The 15,312-nt window shown below is 69.0% G+C and carries 14 protein-coding genes; 6 read left to right on the top strand and 8 right to left on the bottom strand.

Features of this window, described 5'->3' with window-relative positions; all coding sequences use genetic code 11:
- The first annotated feature begins 73 nt into the window (after positions 1-73).
- The 4 genes from FHY06_RS11295 to FHY06_RS11280 all read left to right on the top strand — a co-directional run bounded on the left by FHY06_RS11295 (position 74) and on the right by FHY06_RS11280 (position 4,605).
- Complete coding sequence (locus FHY06_RS11295; RefSeq protein ID WP_126184479.1) at positions 74-1,270, top strand: ABC transporter substrate-binding protein; 1,197 nt, start codon at positions 74-76, stop codon at positions 1,268-1,270.
- Positions 1,271-1,400: 130 nt separating this feature from the next.
- Positions 1,401-2,594: an ABC transporter substrate-binding protein gene (locus FHY06_RS11290; protein WP_026346258.1), complete on the top strand. Its 1,194-nt coding sequence runs from the start codon at positions 1,401-1,403 to the stop codon at positions 2,592-2,594.
- Between the two features lie 135 nt (positions 2,595-2,729).
- Positions 2,730-3,605, top strand: coding sequence for a branched-chain amino acid ABC transporter permease (locus tag FHY06_RS11285; protein ID WP_145761812.1), 876 nt, complete (start codon positions 2,730-2,732; stop codon positions 3,603-3,605).
- 13 nt (positions 3,606-3,618) lie between these two features.
- On the top strand, positions 3,619-4,605 hold the full coding sequence (locus FHY06_RS11280) for a branched-chain amino acid ABC transporter permease (RefSeq protein ID WP_019653365.1): 987 nt from the start codon (positions 3,619-3,621) through the stop codon (positions 4,603-4,605).
- 81 nt (positions 4,606-4,686) lie between these two features.
- On the opposite strand, the gene FHY06_RS11275 is transcribed toward FHY06_RS11280, so the two are convergent.
- The 3 genes from FHY06_RS11275 to FHY06_RS11265 all read right to left on the bottom strand — a co-directional run bounded on the left by FHY06_RS11275 (position 4,687) and on the right by FHY06_RS11265 (position 8,988).
- Entirely contained in the window at positions 4,687-5,157 is a 471-nt protein-coding gene (locus tag FHY06_RS11275; RefSeq protein ID WP_019653364.1) for a YXWGXW repeat-containing protein, read from the bottom strand.
- A 95-nt stretch (positions 5,158-5,252) separates the two neighbouring features.
- On the bottom strand, positions 5,253-6,329 hold the full coding sequence (locus tag FHY06_RS11270; RefSeq protein WP_184605106.1) for a lipocalin-like domain-containing protein: 1,077 nt from the start codon (positions 6,327-6,329) through the stop codon (positions 5,253-5,255).
- Between the two features lie 46 nt (positions 6,330-6,375).
- The gene (locus FHY06_RS11265) at positions 6,376-8,988 is read right to left on the bottom strand and encodes an FtsX-like permease family protein (protein WP_184605103.1); all 2,613 of its coding nucleotides are present in this window, start codon (positions 8,986-8,988) and stop codon (positions 6,376-6,378) included.
- A gap of 85 nt (positions 8,989-9,073) precedes the next feature.
- Between FHY06_RS11265 and FHY06_RS11260 the strand changes: the two genes are divergently transcribed.
- A complete protein-coding gene (locus FHY06_RS11260; protein ID WP_184605101.1) occupies positions 9,074-10,522 on the top strand; it encodes a serine hydrolase domain-containing protein in 1,449 nt (482 codons plus the stop codon).
- A 14-nt stretch (positions 10,523-10,536) separates the two neighbouring features.
- On the opposite strand, the gene FHY06_RS11255 is transcribed toward FHY06_RS11260, so the two are convergent.
- From FHY06_RS11255 to FHY06_RS11245, 3 genes are read right to left on the bottom strand one after another with little or no spacing between them, the layout of a single operon-like run.
- A complete protein-coding gene (locus tag FHY06_RS11255; protein ID WP_184605099.1) occupies positions 10,537-11,436 on the bottom strand; it encodes an ADP-ribosylglycohydrolase family protein in 900 nt (299 codons plus the stop codon).
- Complete coding sequence (locus FHY06_RS11250; protein ID WP_260310250.1) at positions 11,433-12,014, bottom strand: riboflavin biosynthesis intermediates N-glycosidase; 582 nt, start codon at positions 12,012-12,014, stop codon at positions 11,433-11,435. Before FHY06_RS11250 ends, FHY06_RS11255 begins: the two co-directional genes overlap by 4 nt.
- On the bottom strand, positions 12,011-12,646 hold the full coding sequence (locus FHY06_RS11245) for a DUF4291 domain-containing protein (RefSeq protein WP_184605096.1): 636 nt from the start codon (positions 12,644-12,646) through the stop codon (positions 12,011-12,013). Before FHY06_RS11245 ends, FHY06_RS11250 begins: the two co-directional genes overlap by 4 nt.
- 174 nt (positions 12,647-12,820) lie before the next feature.
- Here FHY06_RS11245 and FHY06_RS11240 point away from each other — a divergent pair, with 174 nt between their 5' ends.
- Entirely contained in the window at positions 12,821-13,477 is a 657-nt protein-coding gene (locus FHY06_RS11240; RefSeq protein ID WP_240650042.1) for an NUDIX hydrolase, read from the top strand.
- 8 nt (positions 13,478-13,485) lie between these two features.
- Here FHY06_RS11240 and FHY06_RS11235 read toward each other — a convergent pair whose 3' ends face one another.
- Together FHY06_RS11235 and FHY06_RS11230 are read right to left on the bottom strand one after the other, a co-directional pair.
- Positions 13,486-14,718: an RNA polymerase sigma factor gene (locus FHY06_RS11235; protein ID WP_019653356.1), complete on the bottom strand. Its 1,233-nt coding sequence runs from the start codon at positions 14,716-14,718 to the stop codon at positions 13,486-13,488.
- Between the two features lie 61 nt (positions 14,719-14,779).
- Positions 14,780-15,151 (bottom strand): YciI family protein, encoded by a 372-nt coding sequence (locus tag FHY06_RS11230; protein WP_184605094.1) that lies wholly within the window; start codon positions 15,149-15,151, stop codon positions 14,780-14,782.
- Between the last annotated feature and the right edge of the window lie 161 nt (positions 15,152-15,312).

Below are 15,312 nucleotides of genomic sequence, written 5' to 3'. Positions count from 1 at the left end.
AACACGACACCGCCGAACCCGTCCACAAGACCTTTCTTCCGTCCCACAAAGATTCCTCCAGGAGACAAACGCCATGATCAAGAAACTCGGCCTCATCGCAACCGCCGTCGGCATCCTCGCCATGAGCGCGGGCGCCGCGCAGGCGCAGGAAAAAGTGAAGATCGGCTTCGTCACCGACCTGTCGAGCCTGTACGCCGACCTCGAAGGCAAGGGCGGCGCCACCGCCATCCAGATGGCCATCGACGACTTCGGCGGCAAGGCGCTGGGCCAGCCCATCGAGCTGCTGACCGCCGACCACCAGAACAAGGCCGACATCGCCGCTTCCAAGGCGCGTGAATGGATCGACACCGCGGGCGTGACCATGGTCTTCGGCGGCACCAACTCGGGCGTGGCGCTGGCCACCGCGAAGGTGGCCGAGGAGAAGAAGCGCGTGTACTTCAACAACGGCGCGGGCAGCTCGGTGCTCACCAACGAGCAGTGCAGCCCCTACACCGTGCACTACGCCTACGACACCGTGGCGCTGGCCAAGGGCACCGGCGCGGCGGTGGTCGACCGCGGCGGCAAGAGCTGGTTCTTCCTGACCGCCGACTACGCTTTCGGCCACGCGCTCGAAGCCGACACCACCAAGGTGGTGAAGGAGAAGGGCGGCACGGTGGTGGGGGCGGTGCGCCATCCGCTGAACGCTTCGGACTTCTCCTCGTTCCTGCTGCAGGCGCAGAACTCCAAGGCGCAGATCCTCGGCCTGGCCAACGCGGGCGGCGACACCATCAACTCGATCAAGGCCGCCAAGGAGTTCGGCATCAACAAGACGATGAAGACCGCGGGCCTGCTGGTCTTCCTGAGCGACATCCACAGCCTGGGCCTGAAGAACACCGAAGGCCTGCTGCACACCACCAGCTGGTACTGGGACCTGAACGACGAGTCGCGCAAGTTCGCCAACCGCTTCTTCGAGAAGACCAAGCGCATGCCCACCGACGTGCAGGCCGCCGACTACTCCGCCACCATGACCTACCTCAAGGCCGTGGCCGCCGCCAAGACCACCGACTCCGACAAGGTGATGGCGCAGCTCAAGAGCATGAAGATCGACGACTTCTACGGCAAGGGCCAGATCCGCGCCGACGGCAGCTTCATCCACGACATGTACCTGGTCGAGGTGAAGTCGCCCGCCGAGTCGAAGAAGCCCTGGGACTACCTGAAGGTGCTGAAGACGCTGCCGGGCGACCAGGTCTTCACGACCAAGGCCGAGACGAAGTGCGCACTCTGGAAGTGATGCTCGCCCCAGGCTGCGCGCACTTCGTGTCGCTCGCGCCTTCCCCCTGCCGGGGGCGGGCCGGCCGCTTCGGGCGGCCGTGCGCGGCGGCCCCCACGACTTTCCGTTTCCTCACTGGAGTCTGATGATCATGAAAAAGACAGTTGTGTTCTCGGCCATCTCGCTTGCCATCGCGTTGGCTACAGGCGCCGCACAGGCCCAGGACAAGGTCAAGATCGGCTTCATCACCGACATGTCGAGCCTCTACGCGGACGTGGAGGGCAAGAACGGCGCGCTGGCGATCCAGATGGCCATCGACGACTTCGGCGGCAAGGTCAACGGCATGCCCATCGAGCTGCTGCAGGCCGACCACCAGAACAAGGCCGACATCGCCGCCTCCAAGGCGCGCGAGTGGATCGACACGCAGGGCCTGACGATGCTGTTCGGCGGCACCAGCTCGGGTACCGGCCTGGCCATGGCCAAGGTGGCGCAGGAGAAGAAGCGCGTGTTCATCGTGAACGGCGCGGGCAGTTCGGCGCTCACCAATGAGCAGTGCAGCCCCTACACCGTGCACTACGCCTACGACACCGTGGCGCTGGCCAAGGGCACGGGCAGTGCCGTCATCGCGCGAGGCGACAAGAGCTGGTACTTCCTGACGGCCGACTATGCCTTCGGCCAGGCGCTGGAAGCCGACGCGACCAAGGTCGTGAAGGAGAAGGGCGGCACGGTGCTCGGCAGCGTGAAGCATCCGCTCAACACGTCGGACTTCTCCTCGTTCCTGCTGCAGGCGCAGAACTCCAAGGCACAGGTGCTGGCGCTCGCGAATGCGGGCGGCGACACGCAGAACGCGATCAAGGCGGCGCGCGAGTTCGGCATCACCAAGAGCATGAAGATGGTCGGCCTGCTGGTGTTCGTGACCGACGTGCACAGCCTGGGCCTGAAGAACACCGAGGGCCTGCTGCTCACCACCAGCTGGGACTGGAACCTCGATGACAAGACGCGCGCCTTCGGCAAGCGCTTCTTCGAGAAGACCAAGCGCATGCCCACCGACATCCAGGCCGCCGACTACTCGGCCACCATGACCTACCTGAAGGCGGTGCAGGCGGCCAAGACCACCGACGCCGACACGGTGATGGCGCAGATCAAGAAGACCCCGATCGACGACTTCTACGCCAAGGGCTTCGTGCGAGAGGACGGCCGTTTCGTGCACGACATGTACCTGGTGCAGGTGAAGTCGCCGGCCGAGTCGAAGCAGCCCTGGGACTACTACAAGGTGGTCCAGAAGCTGAAGGGCGAGGAAGTCTTCACCACCAAGGCCGAGAGCAAGTGCGCCTTGTGGAAGTAACCCCCAGGCTGCGCGCACCGCGTGTCGCTTCGCCAACCCCCATTTCCAACGGGGGGCGGGCCGGCCGCTTCGGGCGGCCGTGCGCGGCGGCCCCCGCGATAAAGAAGAAACGGTCAGTGGTGTCCTGAACTTTCTATGAACATTTCCCTTCCCGCCCTGTTGAGCCAGCTCCTCCTCGGGCTGGTCAACGGCTCCTTCTACGCCATCCTGAGCCTCGGGCTGGCGGTGATCTTCGGCCTTCTCAACGTCATCAACTTCGCGCACGGCGCGCTGTTCATGCTCGGCGCCGTCCTGACGTGGATGGCCATGGAGTATTTCGGCGTCAACTACTGGGTGATGCTGATCGCGGCGCCCATCGTCATCGGCATCTTCGGCGTGCTCATCGAGCGGCTGCTGCTGCGCTGGATCTACAAGCTCGACCATCTCTACGGCCTGCTGCTCACGCTCGGCCTCACGCTGCTGATCGAGGGCGTGTTCCGCTCGGTCTATGGCGTCTCGGGCCTGCCCTACGACGCACCCGACGCGCTGTCGAGCGCCACCGACCTCGGCTTCATGGTGCTGCCCAACTACCGCGCTTGGGTGGTGGTGGCATCGCTGGCGGTGTGCTTCGCCACCTGGTACGTGATCGAGAAGACGCGCATCGGCGCCTACCTGCGCGCCGGCACCGAGAACCCGCGCCTGGTGGAGGCCTTCGGCGTCAACGTGCCGCTGATGATCACGCTGACCTACGCCTTCGGCTGTGCGCTCGCCGCGTTCGCCGGCGTGCTGGCCGCACCGGTCATCCAGGTGTCGCCGCTGATGGGGCAGAACCTCATCATCGTGGTGTTCGCCGTGGTCGTGATCGGCGGCATGGGCTCGATCATGGGCGCGATCCTCACGGGCCTGGGGCTCGGCGTGATCGAAGGGCTCACCAAGGTTTTCTATCCGGAGGCGTCCTCGACGGTTGTGTTCGTGATCATGGTCATCGTGCTGCTCATCCGCCCCGCCGGCCTGTTCGGCAAAGAGAAGTGAAAAGGCGAGCGGCATGAACACGAAAAAGATCTCCACCGTCGTCTACGCGCTGCTGCTGCTTGCACTGGTGCTGGCCCCGTTCTTCGGCGCCTATCCGGTGTTCGTGATGAAGCTGATGTGCTTCGCGCTCTTCGCAGCCGCCTTCAACCTGCTGCTGGGCTTCACCGGGCTGCTGTCCTTCGGGCATGCGGCCTTCCTCGGCGGCTCGGCCTACGTGGCGGGCCATGCCATCAAGGTCTGGGGCCTCACGCCCGAACTGGGCCTGGTCGCGGGCACGCTCACCGGCGCCTTCCTCGGCTGGATCTTCGGCGTGCTGGCCATCCGCCGCCAGGGCATCTACTTCGCGATGATCACGCTGGCACTCGCGCAGATGATGTTCTTCGTCGCGCTGCAGGCCAAGTTCACCGGCGGCGAGGACGGCCTGCAGGGCGTGCCGCGCGGCAAGCTCTTCGGCGTGATCGACCTGTCGAACGACCTCACGATGTACTACGTGGCGCTGGTCATCGTCGTGGCGGCTTTCCTGCTGATCGTGCGCACCATCCATTCGCCCTTCGGGCAGGTGCTCAAGGGCATCAAGGAGAACGAGCCGCGCGCGCTCTCGCTGGGCTACGACGTGAGCCGCTTCAAGCTGCTGGCCTTCGTGATCTCGGCGGCGCTGTCGGGCCTGGCCGGCTCGCTCAAGACGCTGGTGCTGGGCTTCGCCACGCTGTCGGACGTGCACTGGACGGCATCCGGCCAGGTCATCCTGATGACGCTGGTGGGCGGCCTCGGCACGATCTCGGGCCCGCTGGTGGGCTCGGCGGTGGTGGTGCTGCTGGAGAACAAGATCGGCGAACTCGGCAGCTTCCTCGCGCGCATCACCTCGGTGGAGTGGTTCAACACGCTGGGCGAGTCGGTGACGATGGTCACGGGCCTGATCTTCGTGATCTGCGTGCTGGCCTTCCGCAAGGGGATCATGGGCGAGATCATCGCGTTCATCGACCGGCGGCGGACGAAGTAGGAAGCAGGAAGCGGACGACGAACAAAAAAGGGAGCCTGTCCGGCTCCCTTTTCGTTTGCGGCACTGCTGCGATTCGGCGCCTCAGCAGTTGCCCTTCTTGGCCTGCCCGGGCGGGCAGAAATACTCGCCACGGTCGCGATCATGGCCGTGCCGGTGTTCGCGCTCGTAGCGGTCATGGCGGCGGTCTTCTTCCCACTCGCGTTCGCGTCGCGCTTCACGGTACGCCTCGCGACGGCGCCAGTCGCCTTCGGTCCAGCGCCAGCCGCCGCGGTCCTCGATCCAGCGGCCGGGGGCATACACATAGCCCACGCGCTCGGGCTGCCAGCCGCCCGGACGCCATGCGTAGGCGCGGCCATCCCACATCCAGCGGCCCGGCACCCAGACGAAGCCGCCGCGAGGCGGGGGCAGCGGCTCGTAGCGTGGCGGGGGCGGGGCGGTCATCACCAGTCCGGGGACGTTGATGTTGACCGAGACTTGTGCGTTGGCGGCCAGGGGGCTCGCGAAGATGGACAGCGCGCCGGCCGCGGCCAGCAGTGCGATTCGGGTTTTCATGGGGGCTCCTCTGCGTCGGGTGATTATTTATGGGAAATTTTCCCAACGCATGTAGGAGGCGTTCGGTTGTCAGCCACCGCGGATGGCGACAACAGTTACAGCTTCAGCGGCGCGGCGTAGCCGGTCATCTCGAGGTAGCCACGCCCGACCCGCCGGCCCTGCGCATCGAGCAGGTCGCTCACGCCCTCCCAGTAGACGCCGTCCGTGGAGCCGCGGCTGTCGAGTTCCTGGTCGTCGAGCAGGGCGCGCACCTCGAAGCTGCCGGCGGGCGTCTGTACGCGCCATCGTGTCGGGTACTTCGCCTGCGTGCGGGGGCTGACCCATGTACCGAGGCTCTCGAAGCGGACCTCGTCGTGCCTGAAGATCCGCGCCGCGCCATCGCGGGGCCGGAAAGAGCCGCCGCCCCACAGCGCGCTGCCGTCGCTGCGCCGCAGGTGGAAGGCAGTGAGGGCGCTGCCGTCGTCGAGGTTCATTCCGATCCAGTCCCAGCCCACCGCCTCGGGGTGCATCAGCGCCTCGCTCCATTCGTGGTCCAGCCACGCGATGCCGGCTACATCGAAGGGCTGGCCCTTGAGCGTCAGCCTGCCCTGGGCCTTGAGCTGCGGCTCGCTGTAGTAGTAGCTGGCCTGCGATTCTTCCGGGCCCTTGCGCGAGAGCCCGGCATTGCCTTGCAGCAGCACCGGCTGCGTGGGCGTGAAGCGCAGCTCGAGCGCGAACTCGCCCGCCGGAATGCGTGCGACGTAGATGCCGTTCTCGCGTACGAGCGACCAGTCGCGGATGCGCACGTCGGTGTCGTTCGCCGAGGCCTCCGCCACGCCGAAGCCCGCGCGCGCGATGCGCTGGTCATGCAGCAATGTGCGGCCTTCGAGATCGGTGACGGCCGCATGCGCGAACACCAGGTGCTTCGCTGCGAAGGCCGAGCGCATGCCCTGCGTGGCCTCGACGCGCGAGCGGAAGAAGGTGACCTGGTAGCCGAACTCGCGTCCGGCGGACGTCTTCGCATGGCCGGTGATGTACCACCACTCGGTGTGCAGGTCGGGGTGGCTGCCGAAGTCGCGCGGGAACTCCAGGCGGCGCTCGGGCAGCGCCCACGCGGCCAGCGGGCCCGACGCGAGCGCGGCGAGCAGCAGGCTTCGGCGCGAAAGGGAAAAGGAGAAGGGTGGTTGCTGCATGGGTTCCAGTCCAGGAGTCGGGCCTCGTGCGAATACCGGCGTCGGCCTACCAGTCTTCCTTGACCGCCAGCACCACGTCCTTGCCGGCGGCGGCGCGACCCGCCATCCAGGCAGTCACGGTGCCTGCCGCCACCACCGCAGCGCACAGCGCCAGCAGGCGCTCCCACGGCACCAGCAGGTCCATGCTCCAGTGGAAGCTCTGCGGGTTCACCACTTTCACGAGCACCACCGACACGGCCAGCCCCAGGCCCAGCCCGGCGACTGCGCCGATGGCCGTCCACGCCGCGCCTTCGCCGGCGACCACCGCCAGCACCTGCCGGCGGGTGAAGCCGAGGTGGGCGAGCAGGCCGAACTCCTTGCGCCGCGCCAGCACCTGCGCGCTGAAGCTCGCCGCGATGCCGAACAGGCCGATGGCGATGGCCACTGCCTGCAACCAGTAGGTGACGGCGAAGCTGCGGTCGAAGATGCGCAGCGAGGTCGCGCGGATCTGCCCCACGGAGGCGATCTCCACCGAGCCTTCGGAGGATTTGCCCTGTGCGCCCTGGCCCTCTTGCCGCGCGGCCAGCTCGCGCACCGCCGCCTGCACGGCGCCTTCCGATGCGCCCGGCGCGAGCCACAGCGCCACGTCGCTCACGTTGCGTTCGCCGGTGAGGCGCTCGAAGTCGCGCGCGTCCATGGCGATGGCGCCGAACTGCCGCGCGTAGTCCCGCCACACGCCGGCCACGAAGAACGATGCCCCAGCCTTGCCCATGGCGGCCGACAGCGGCGCGAACACCGTGCCCGGCTTCGCGCCGTAGAGCTCCACCATCGGCTCGCTCACGTAGACGCCGACCTGCCCCTCGGGCACCGTCAGCGCGCTGCCCACCAGCGGCAGCGATTGCGCCGCCCCGCCTTCGAGGCTGCGCGCGATGAGTGCGACCGCCGGCCGCGCCGCATCGAGCTGCAGCGGCTGCGTACGCAGCGTGCCGGTGCGCGCTACGCCGGGCAGCTGGGCGAGCGACTGCACGAAGGCCGGCGCAAAGGTGGCGGTGTCGGTGCTGCTGCCGCCGCCGCTGTTGCCGCCGCGTCCGCCCGAGGTGGCGCGCACGTACAGATCGGCGGGCAGCACCACGCCGAGCCATTGCGTCACCGAGTCGCGGAAGCTCGCGACCATCACCGTCAGTGCCACGGCGAGGCTCAGGCTGGCGACCACGCCGCTGACAGCCACCGCCGCCGTGCCGCGCATGCGCCGGGCGCGCTCCACCGCCAGCATCGGCAGCACGCGCTGCGAGAACAGCGGCGCCACGCGGTCGTAAAGCAGCGCGATCAGCCAGGGCAGGGCGGTGATGCCGCCCACCAGAAGGCAGGCGACCGAGAGGTAAGCCGCCACCGGAATGCCGCCGATGGCCGGCAGGTTCGCCAGCACCGCGCCCAGCGCGATCAGGCCCAGCGCCAGCCAGTGGCCATTGCCCTGCGTGGGCGCGGCGCCCAGGCCCTTGAGCGTCTGTGCCTCCGGCAGCGACTGAGCCGCGCGAGCAGGCCACCAGCCCCCGACCAGCGCGGCCACCACGCCGAGACCGCCGTAGAGCAGGGCGGCGCCCGCGCTCCAGTGCAGCGTGGGCGCCACGCCCTCGAAGTAGCCGCCGCCCAGGTCGCCGCCCAGCACGCGCAGCGCGAAGGCTGCCAGCGCCGTGCCCAGCGCGAGGCCGGCCGCGCTGCCGATGAGGCCCAGCACCAGCGATTCGGCCAGCACCAGCCGCAGCCGCTCGCGCGGCGTGAGACCGAGCACGCCGAGCAGCGCGAACTGCTGCGCCCGCTTGGCCACGCTGAGCGCCAGCACCGAGAACACCAGGAAGGCGCCCGTGAAGAGCGCCACCAGCGCCAGCACCGTCAGGTTCACGCGGTAGGCACGCGACAGGTTGCTCACGCGCTGCGCCGCGTCGCCGGGCTCGGCGAACTGCACGCCCGCCGGCCAGTCTGGCGACTTCTGCAGCGAGGCGATGAAGGCCGCCCGGTCGGTGCCGGGTGCGAGCCGCAGGTCGATGCGGCTCAGCTGGCCGATGCGGCCGAAGAGTTCCTGCGCCGCCGCGATGTCCAACACCGCGAGCGCCTTGCCGCCGGCCGCCACATGGCCTGCCACCGCGAGGCTGTGCCAGGCGTCGCCGCCGCGCAGCTGCACCGTCTCGGACTTGCCCGCGCCGGGTGCCGACTGCGCGGGCATTCCCAGCGCATCGCGCGCCGCGAGGTTGAGGAACACCTGGTCGGGGGCGAAGAGCGCGAAGCGGTCGGCGCCCGCCGCAGCCTGCGGCATCAGCGCGGGTGCGATGGTCGGCAGCGTCAGCGCGTCGATGCCGATCACGCGGATCGGCACCTGGCTGTCGCCTGCCAGTGCCAGGCCCTGCACCTCGACCACCGGACTCGCCAGCACCACCTGCGGATGCCGGGCGAGCCGTGCGAACACGGCCTCGTCGAAGCCGCCCTGCACGGCGCGCACCTCGAGGTCGGGCTCGCCGTTGACCGAGCGCACCGCGCTCGAGAACTCGTCGAGCGCCGAGGCGTTGATCAGCTGTACCGAGAAGGCCAGCGCAACGCCGAGCATCACGGCCAGCACGGCCGCCGCGTTGCGCCAGGGATGGTGGCGGAGTTCCTGCCAGGAGAAGGTGCCGAGCAATGCGCGCATCGGGCCATTGTCGTCGCGGGGCGCGGGAGGCGCGCCCGGCGTGGCAGGATGGCGGCTCTTTCGACGACGCCCGAGGAATCCGACGATGCGGCTCCTGCCTCATGCCTTGCTGTACCGCTCCCGGCTCGCGGCATGGCTTTTCCTCTTCCTGCTGGCCGGCCATGCCGCTGCACAGCTTCAGCCGCCGCAACAGCAGCAACAGCAACAGCCCTTGACGCTGGCGAGCGACCCCGCCGTGCTCGCCAGGGCGGCGCTGGGCACCGAGCGCGGCACCCTGGTGGTGGGCACGCTGCACAACGGGCAGGCAGCCTACGGCGCCGCCTACAACCCCGAGCCGGCGACCGCGCCGCGCGCCGTCGCATCGGGCAGCGCGGAGCAGCCGATGTTCGAGATCGGCTCCGTCACCAAGGTGTTCACCGGCCTGCTGCTCGCGCAGGCGGTGCAGCGCGGCGACCTGAAGCTGGACGACACCGTCGGCAGGCTGCTCGCCGGCAAGGTCGACGGCATTTCGCCCGCGGTGGCCTCGGTCACGCTGCGCCAGCTCGTCACGCACACCGGCTGCATGCCGGTGATGGCCGATGGTGTGACCGGCGGCGCGCCGCTCGTCGAGCAGTTCCACGCCTTCGACAAGCCCATGTTCTGGGCCGCGCTTGCGCGCATCAGGCTCACGGCCGCCGCGCCGCCCTGCGAGGGCGCATACAGCAACTTCGGCATGGCGCTGCTCGGGCAGTTGCTCGCCGAGCATTACGGCACATCGTGGGGCGAACTGGTGCGCGGGCGCATCACCGAGCCGCTGGGCATGAACGACACCGTCATCGGGCTGGGCGACAAGGCCTCGCGCATGGCCCCGGCCTTCGCGGGCGATCGCCGCCAGCCGCTGTTCGACATGCAGGCCTACGCGCCGGCCAGCGCACTGCGTTCCACGGCTGCCGACATGATGACCTTCAGCCGCGCCATCCTCGCGGGCGCCAGCGGCCCGCTGGGGCCGGCCGCGGCGCGCATGCTCATGCCGCTGGCGCGCTACGAGGGCGCCGAGATCGGCTATGCGGTGATGGTGCGCGGACCCGAAGGCGGCCGTCGCACCTACTACCACGCAGGCGTCACCCAGGGCTACCGCACGCTGTGGCTGCTCGCCCCCGACACCGGCGAGGCGCTGATCGTGCTCAGCAGCAATGCGCGCGCGCCGATCCAGACGGTGATGCTGGCCATCGGCAAGAGCCGCTATCCGGTGCCGACAGCGGAAGTGCCCATCGACGCGAAGCGGCTCGATGAATACAGGGGCGAGTACCGCGTGACACGCACCCAGTCGCTGAACTTCGCCGTGCGCGGCGGCAGGCTGCTGGTGCGCGAAACGGGGCGCGGCTACAACGCGCTCACCCCCACGGGCACGGACCGCTTTGCCGTGACCGCCATCGGCGCGCAGGTCATGTTCAGGCGCGATGCGGCGAACGCGGTGATCGGGGTGTCGCTCGCGCAGGGCGGCAGCCAGCTCGACGCGCGCCGGGTGAGCGACGCCGCCGCGCAGCCGGAGTAGCGGCCGGGGCCTCGTCAGCCGGCCAGTGCGAGGAGCTGCCCGGCCATCTCTTCGATTTCTGCGCGCATGACGAGCTTGTCGAGCCAGTCCCGCGGTATGCCTTCGACGCCATAGAAGGCGCCTGCGAGCTGGCCGCAGATGGCGGCCGTGGTGTCGGCGTCGTCGCCCAGGTTGGCGGCCGCGAGCACGGCTTCCTCGAAGGAACCGGTGTTCGCGAAGCACCAGAGCGCCGCCTCGAGCGATTCCACGCAGTAGCCCGATCCCTTGATCTGCCCGGCGGTCTTCGAGGCGTGGTCGTTTCTTGCCAGCGCCGCCACCTTCTCGCTCAGCGGCGCCAGCGGCGTGGTCGAGAGGATCGCGGCCTTCTCTTCGCCACGCAGGGCCGAACGCAGCTGCAATGCGAAGAGCCGCGAGCATTCGATGGCCTCCAGCGCGCCGTGGGTGGTGCGTGTGCTCTCGCCGGCCTGCTTCCAGGTGGCTTCGGCGTTCGCCGCGTAGAACATCGGCACCGGCGCGAGCCGCATCAGCGCGCCGTTGCCGGCGGTGCGCGGATCGGGATCGCCGGCGAAGGGATCGCCCGAGGCCAGGTAGCGGGCGAGGGCATTCGACACCGTCAGGCCGATGTCGAAGCAGCTGCCCGTGCTGCTCATGTAGCCCACGTTGCGCCAGTTGCAGTAGCGGTTCATCTGGTCGACCGCGTCGAAGCCCTTGCAGTGGATCAGGCTTGCTGCCAGGCACAGTGCCATCGACGTGTCGTCGGTCCACTCGCCCGCGATCAGCCCGAAGGGGCCGCCGCCGTGCATGCCGGTCACGGGCGCGAAGCTGCCCCTGGATCGGAACTCGACCGTGGTGCCCACTGCATCGCCGCAGGCCAGCCCGAGCAGGCAGCCACGGTAGCGCTCGATGGCGTTCACCGCTGCTGCCTCAGCACCTCGCGCGCGGCCATGAGCGCGAAGCCCAGCAGGTTCAGCCCCTTCCATTCGCGCGGGTCCTGCGCCAGGGGATCGTTGGCGGCAAGCCCGATGCCCCAGATCGGATCGACCGGGCTGGCCTCCACCAGCACCTGGTGCCCAGTGCCGAGCAGGAAGGCGCCGAGCTCCGCGTTCTGCGAGAACTTGGCGATGTTGCCCTGCGTCACGATGTCCAGCCGGGCTGCCACCCAGGCGGCCTCGTCGAAGCCGCGGATCTCGCGGCCCAGCTTCTTGGCCTCTGCCGGCGTGCGTGCCGCGAGGATGCGCTCGTAGACCTCGTCGTCGCCGAACAGGCGTGCCTTGCCGGCCATCATGAAATGCTCGGCCGTGCGGTAGGAGACGCCGTCGACCTTGAAGGCGGCCTCGAACCACTGGCTGAAGCAGCTCTTGTTCACGCCCGTCTTCGGCGCCTGATGGCCCCAGAAGAGCAGGTACTCGGGGCGATGGCCCTGCGCGAAGTAGGCGGGCAGGTCGCGGGTGCTGCGGGGTATCACGGTGGTCGGGTTCGTTGTCGTCGTCATTTGGAATCCTCCTTTTCGAAGTCGATGTCGAGCACTTGCTCCAGCGGCAATTGCAGCTCGGGGCTGTCGTCCTGGGCCAGCAGGCGCTGCGCGGCCACGAAGGCCCGCATGTCGATGACCTCCAGCAGTTCCTCATGCGCGAACGCGGCCAGCGTGCGGCCACGCAGGCCGAGCTGGATCGCGCGGCGCTCCAGCTTGCCGCCCTTCGGCGAATGATCCGGGTCCCACTGCAGGCGCACCTCGGAGCGCCCCACGGCCTCCTGCCACGCTTCGCGGCTCGCGTAGCTCGCATCGAAGGTCGAGGGTACCGCCTCGCGCACCACGCGCTCGAAGAACGAGCGGCGCAGCCGCAGGCCGAGCACAACTTCCTGGCCTTCCTTCGTACCCCAGCTGCTGCGATACATCATCCAGAGGAAGTTGGGCTTGATCCAACTCATCCGCGAAAGGCTGAAGTCCGGGCCGTCGAGCCGGCCATGGCGGATGGCGTACTCGCCGATGGCGGGGCGGTAGGCCTGGTAGACGATGACCGAGTTCGCATCGTGGTGGGCGAGGATGTGCCGGCCGCTTTGGGGCCAGCGCTTGCGCTGCAGTTCGTGCAGTTCAGTGGGCAGGGGTGTGACAGCGTTGTTCATTTCGTTCGTCTTTCCTTGTAGTTCTTGTGATGTGATGAAGGTTGCTCTGTACAACTAATCAGGGGTTGTATAGTACAACTAATAAGCCCGCAGTCAAGCTCTCAAGTGAACACCCCATCTTCCGGATTTCCGCCACTGACCTTCCCACGCCCGCTGGTCACCGTCGACGTGGTCATGTTCACCGTGCTCGACGACGCCCTTCAGGTGCTGCTGGTGAAGCGGCCCGCCGATACGGACGAGCCCTTTCCGGGCAGATGGGCCTTGCCAGGCGGCTTCGTCAACATCGACGAGGACGCCACGCTGCTCGACTGTGCGCTGCGCAAGCTGCGCGAGAAGACCGGGGTGGCCGCGCCCTACCTGGAGCAGCTCGGCAGCTGGGGCGGGGCGAAGCGCGATCCGCGGGGCTGGTCGGCCACGCATTGCTTCTATGCGCTGATCCCCGCGCAGGCGATGCAGCTGCGCGGCGGGGCGAATGCGGCCGAGGTGGCTTGGTTCGAGGTCGATGCGGCTTCGCGCAAGCGGCTGGCCTTCGACCATGGCGAGCTGCTCGATGCGGCCGTCGCACGGCTTCGCAGCAAGGTCGAATACACCTCGCTGCCGGCCTTCCTGCTGGAGGAGCCGTTCACGCTGCCGGCGCTGCAGCACACCTACGAGGTCGTGCTGGGCCGGGCGGTCGACAAGAGCGCCTTCCGCAAGCGGATGCTCGACGGTGGGTTCATGGAGGAGGCCGGCATGGTCACCGGCAGCCTGGGCCGGCCGGCCATGAGCTACCGGCTGCGCGACCGCTCGCAGGCCGCGCTGTTCCCGCGCACCTTCAACGCGACGAAATAATTCGGGTTTCAGAGCCGGTCCGACATCGCGTGCAGGTAGGCACGCACGGCCGAGTTCGTGCTCAGGCCGATGGCCCTGTCGAATGCCTGGCGTGCGGCGGAGCGCGCACCGCCGGCCGCCAGCAGATGGGCGCGCGCCGCCCAGTACGGCTGGTAGCTCGCCACGTCCTGCGCAGGAATGGACTCGAGCGCCCTGAGGCCGATCTCGGGGCCACGCGCGTTTGCGAGCGCGCAAGCGAGGCTGACCTGCGCGCCGATGCTGGTGCGCAGCGCCAGCAGCCCTTCGTACAGCGACACCAGTGCCTCGGGCGGCACCGGCGCGCCGACGCGGCGTTCGCAATGGGCCGACTGGATCGCCGCCTCGAGCTGGTAGGCGCCGAGCGACTTCATTTCGGATGCGCGGCGCAGGCAGAGCTCGGCCTCGGCGAGCAGGTCGGGGTTCCAGCGCAGCGGGTCCTGCTGATCGAGCGGCACGTAGGCGCCGGTGTCGCTGCGGCGCGCGGGCATGCGGGCCTCGCAGAAGAGCATCAGCGCCAGCAGGCCCAGCGGCTCGGGCTCGGCGGGCATCAGGCCGCAGAGGATGCGGCAGAGGTCGATGGCTTCCGTCGTGAGGCCGCGCGGCAGGGCGTCGGCGCCGTCGATGTCGTCCCAGCCGGTGCCGTAGGCGGCGTAGATGCCGTCGAGCACGTCCTGCAGCCGCTGCGGCAGGTCGCGCGCCTGCGGGTATTCGAAGGGAATGCCCGCTGCGCGGATGCGGGCCTTGGCGCGCACCAGCCGCTGGCCGAGGGTGGAAGGCGCGGTGAGGAAGGCGCCGGCCATGCGGGCCGCGTCGAGGCCGAGCACGGTCTGCAGCATGAGCGGCGCGCGCGCAGGGGCATCGACGGCCGGGTGCGCGCACACGAAGAGCAGGCGCAGCCGCTCGTCGGGGATGGCGCTGGCGCCGTCGGCGGCGTCGTCGACCTCGCCCGCGAGCAGCAGCAGGGTCTGGGTGGCCTGGTCCTGCACGCGGCTGTGGCGCCAGGCGTCGAGCTTGCGATGGCGCGCCACGCTCAGCAGCCAGGCATCTGGCTCGGCCGGGACGCCATCCGCGGGCCAGCGCTCGAGCGCTCGCGCGAAGGCGTCGGCGAGCGCGTCTTCCGATGCGGCGATGTCGTGGGTGCGCGCCGACAGGATGGCCAGCAGCCGGCCATACGACTCGCGCGCCGCCCGCTCGGCGGCCCCGTGAACCGCCGGGTCGCTCATGGGAGCACCTGCGTGCCCCGCACTGCGGTGCGAGCTTGCCTGGGGCGGCCCGGCGCGGCGCTCATGCCGCCGCTGCGGCCAGTGCGGTGGCCACGAAGACGGGCCGCACCTCCACCCCGCCGCTGGTCGCGCAGGGCGCACGCGCCGCCCATTCGAGCGCGGCGTCGAGGTCGGGTACGTCGATCACGAAGTAGCCTCCGAGCTGCTCCTTGGTGTCGGCGAAGGGGCCGTCCTGCACCTGGCTCCTGTCGCCGCGCACGCGCAGCGTGGTGCCGGTCATGGGCGGGAAGAGGCCGTGGCCGCCGAGCGAGATGCCCGACTGGCGCACCGCGTCGGCATATGCGACCCAGCTGGCCCGGTAGGCCTGCGCGGATGCGTCTTCGCGCTGCTCGAATTCGGCCGCGGGCTGGTAGAACATCAACATGTACTGCATGGTGTCTCTCCGTCAAGGAAAAGCTTGCTGAGCAGGATCGCTCACCACAATGACGGCCAGCCGGCGAGCATTTCGACACTGGCTTCGTGCCGAGCAGAACATTTTTTACGTGAAAGCCGCCCGGTGCAACGGTGGCTGCACCGAAGCGGAAAGTTCTCGGC

Origin of the sequence: Variovorax atrisoli (genome assembly GCF_014195185.1) — a bacterium.
GTDB classification, from domain to species: Bacteria; Pseudomonadota; Gammaproteobacteria; order Burkholderiales; family Burkholderiaceae_C; genus Variovorax; species Variovorax atrisoli.
This window is presented reverse-complemented; position numbering and strand designations above follow the sequence as displayed.

Bases quoted from the DNA above. Each gene is read 5' to 3' on its own strand.
- FHY06_RS11295 (WP_126184479.1), top strand. From the start codon at position 74: ATGATCAAGAAACTCGGCCTCATCGCAACCGCCGTCGGCATCCTCGCC.
- FHY06_RS11290 (WP_026346258.1), top strand. From the start codon at position 1,401: ATGAAAAAGACAGTTGTGTTCTCGGCCATCTCGCTTGCCATCGCGTTG.
- FHY06_RS11285 (WP_145761812.1), top strand. From the start codon at position 2,730: ATGAACATTTCCCTTCCCGCCCTGTTGAGCCAGCTCCTCCTCGGGCTG.
- FHY06_RS11280 (WP_019653365.1), top strand. From the start codon at position 3,619: ATGAACACGAAAAAGATCTCCACCGTCGTCTACGCGCTGCTGCTGCTT.
- FHY06_RS11275 (WP_019653364.1), bottom strand. From the start codon at position 5,157: ATGAAAACCCGAATCGCACTGCTGGCCGCGGCCGGCGCGCTGTCCATC.
- FHY06_RS11270 (WP_184605106.1), bottom strand. From the start codon at position 6,329: ATGCAGCAACCACCCTTCTCCTTTTCCCTTTCGCGCCGAAGCCTGCTG.
- FHY06_RS11265 (WP_184605103.1), bottom strand. From the start codon at position 8,988: ATGCGCGCATTGCTCGGCACCTTCTCCTGGCAGGAACTCCGCCACCAT.
- FHY06_RS11260 (WP_184605101.1), top strand. From the start codon at position 9,074: ATGCGGCTCCTGCCTCATGCCTTGCTGTACCGCTCCCGGCTCGCGGCA.
- FHY06_RS11250 (WP_260310250.1), bottom strand. From the start codon at position 12,014: ATGACGACGACAACGAACCCGACCACCGTGATACCCCGCAGCACCCGC.
- FHY06_RS11245 (WP_184605096.1), bottom strand. From the start codon at position 12,646: ATGAACAACGCTGTCACACCCCTGCCCACTGAACTGCACGAACTGCAG.
- FHY06_RS11240 (WP_240650042.1), top strand. From the start codon at position 12,821: ATGTTCACCGTGCTCGACGACGCCCTTCAGGTGCTGCTGGTGAAGCGG.
- FHY06_RS11235 (WP_019653356.1), bottom strand. From the start codon at position 14,718: ATGAGCGACCCGGCGGTTCACGGGGCCGCCGAGCGGGCGGCGCGCGAG.
- FHY06_RS11230 (WP_184605094.1), bottom strand. From the start codon at position 15,151: ATGCAGTACATGTTGATGTTCTACCAGCCCGCGGCCGAATTCGAGCAG.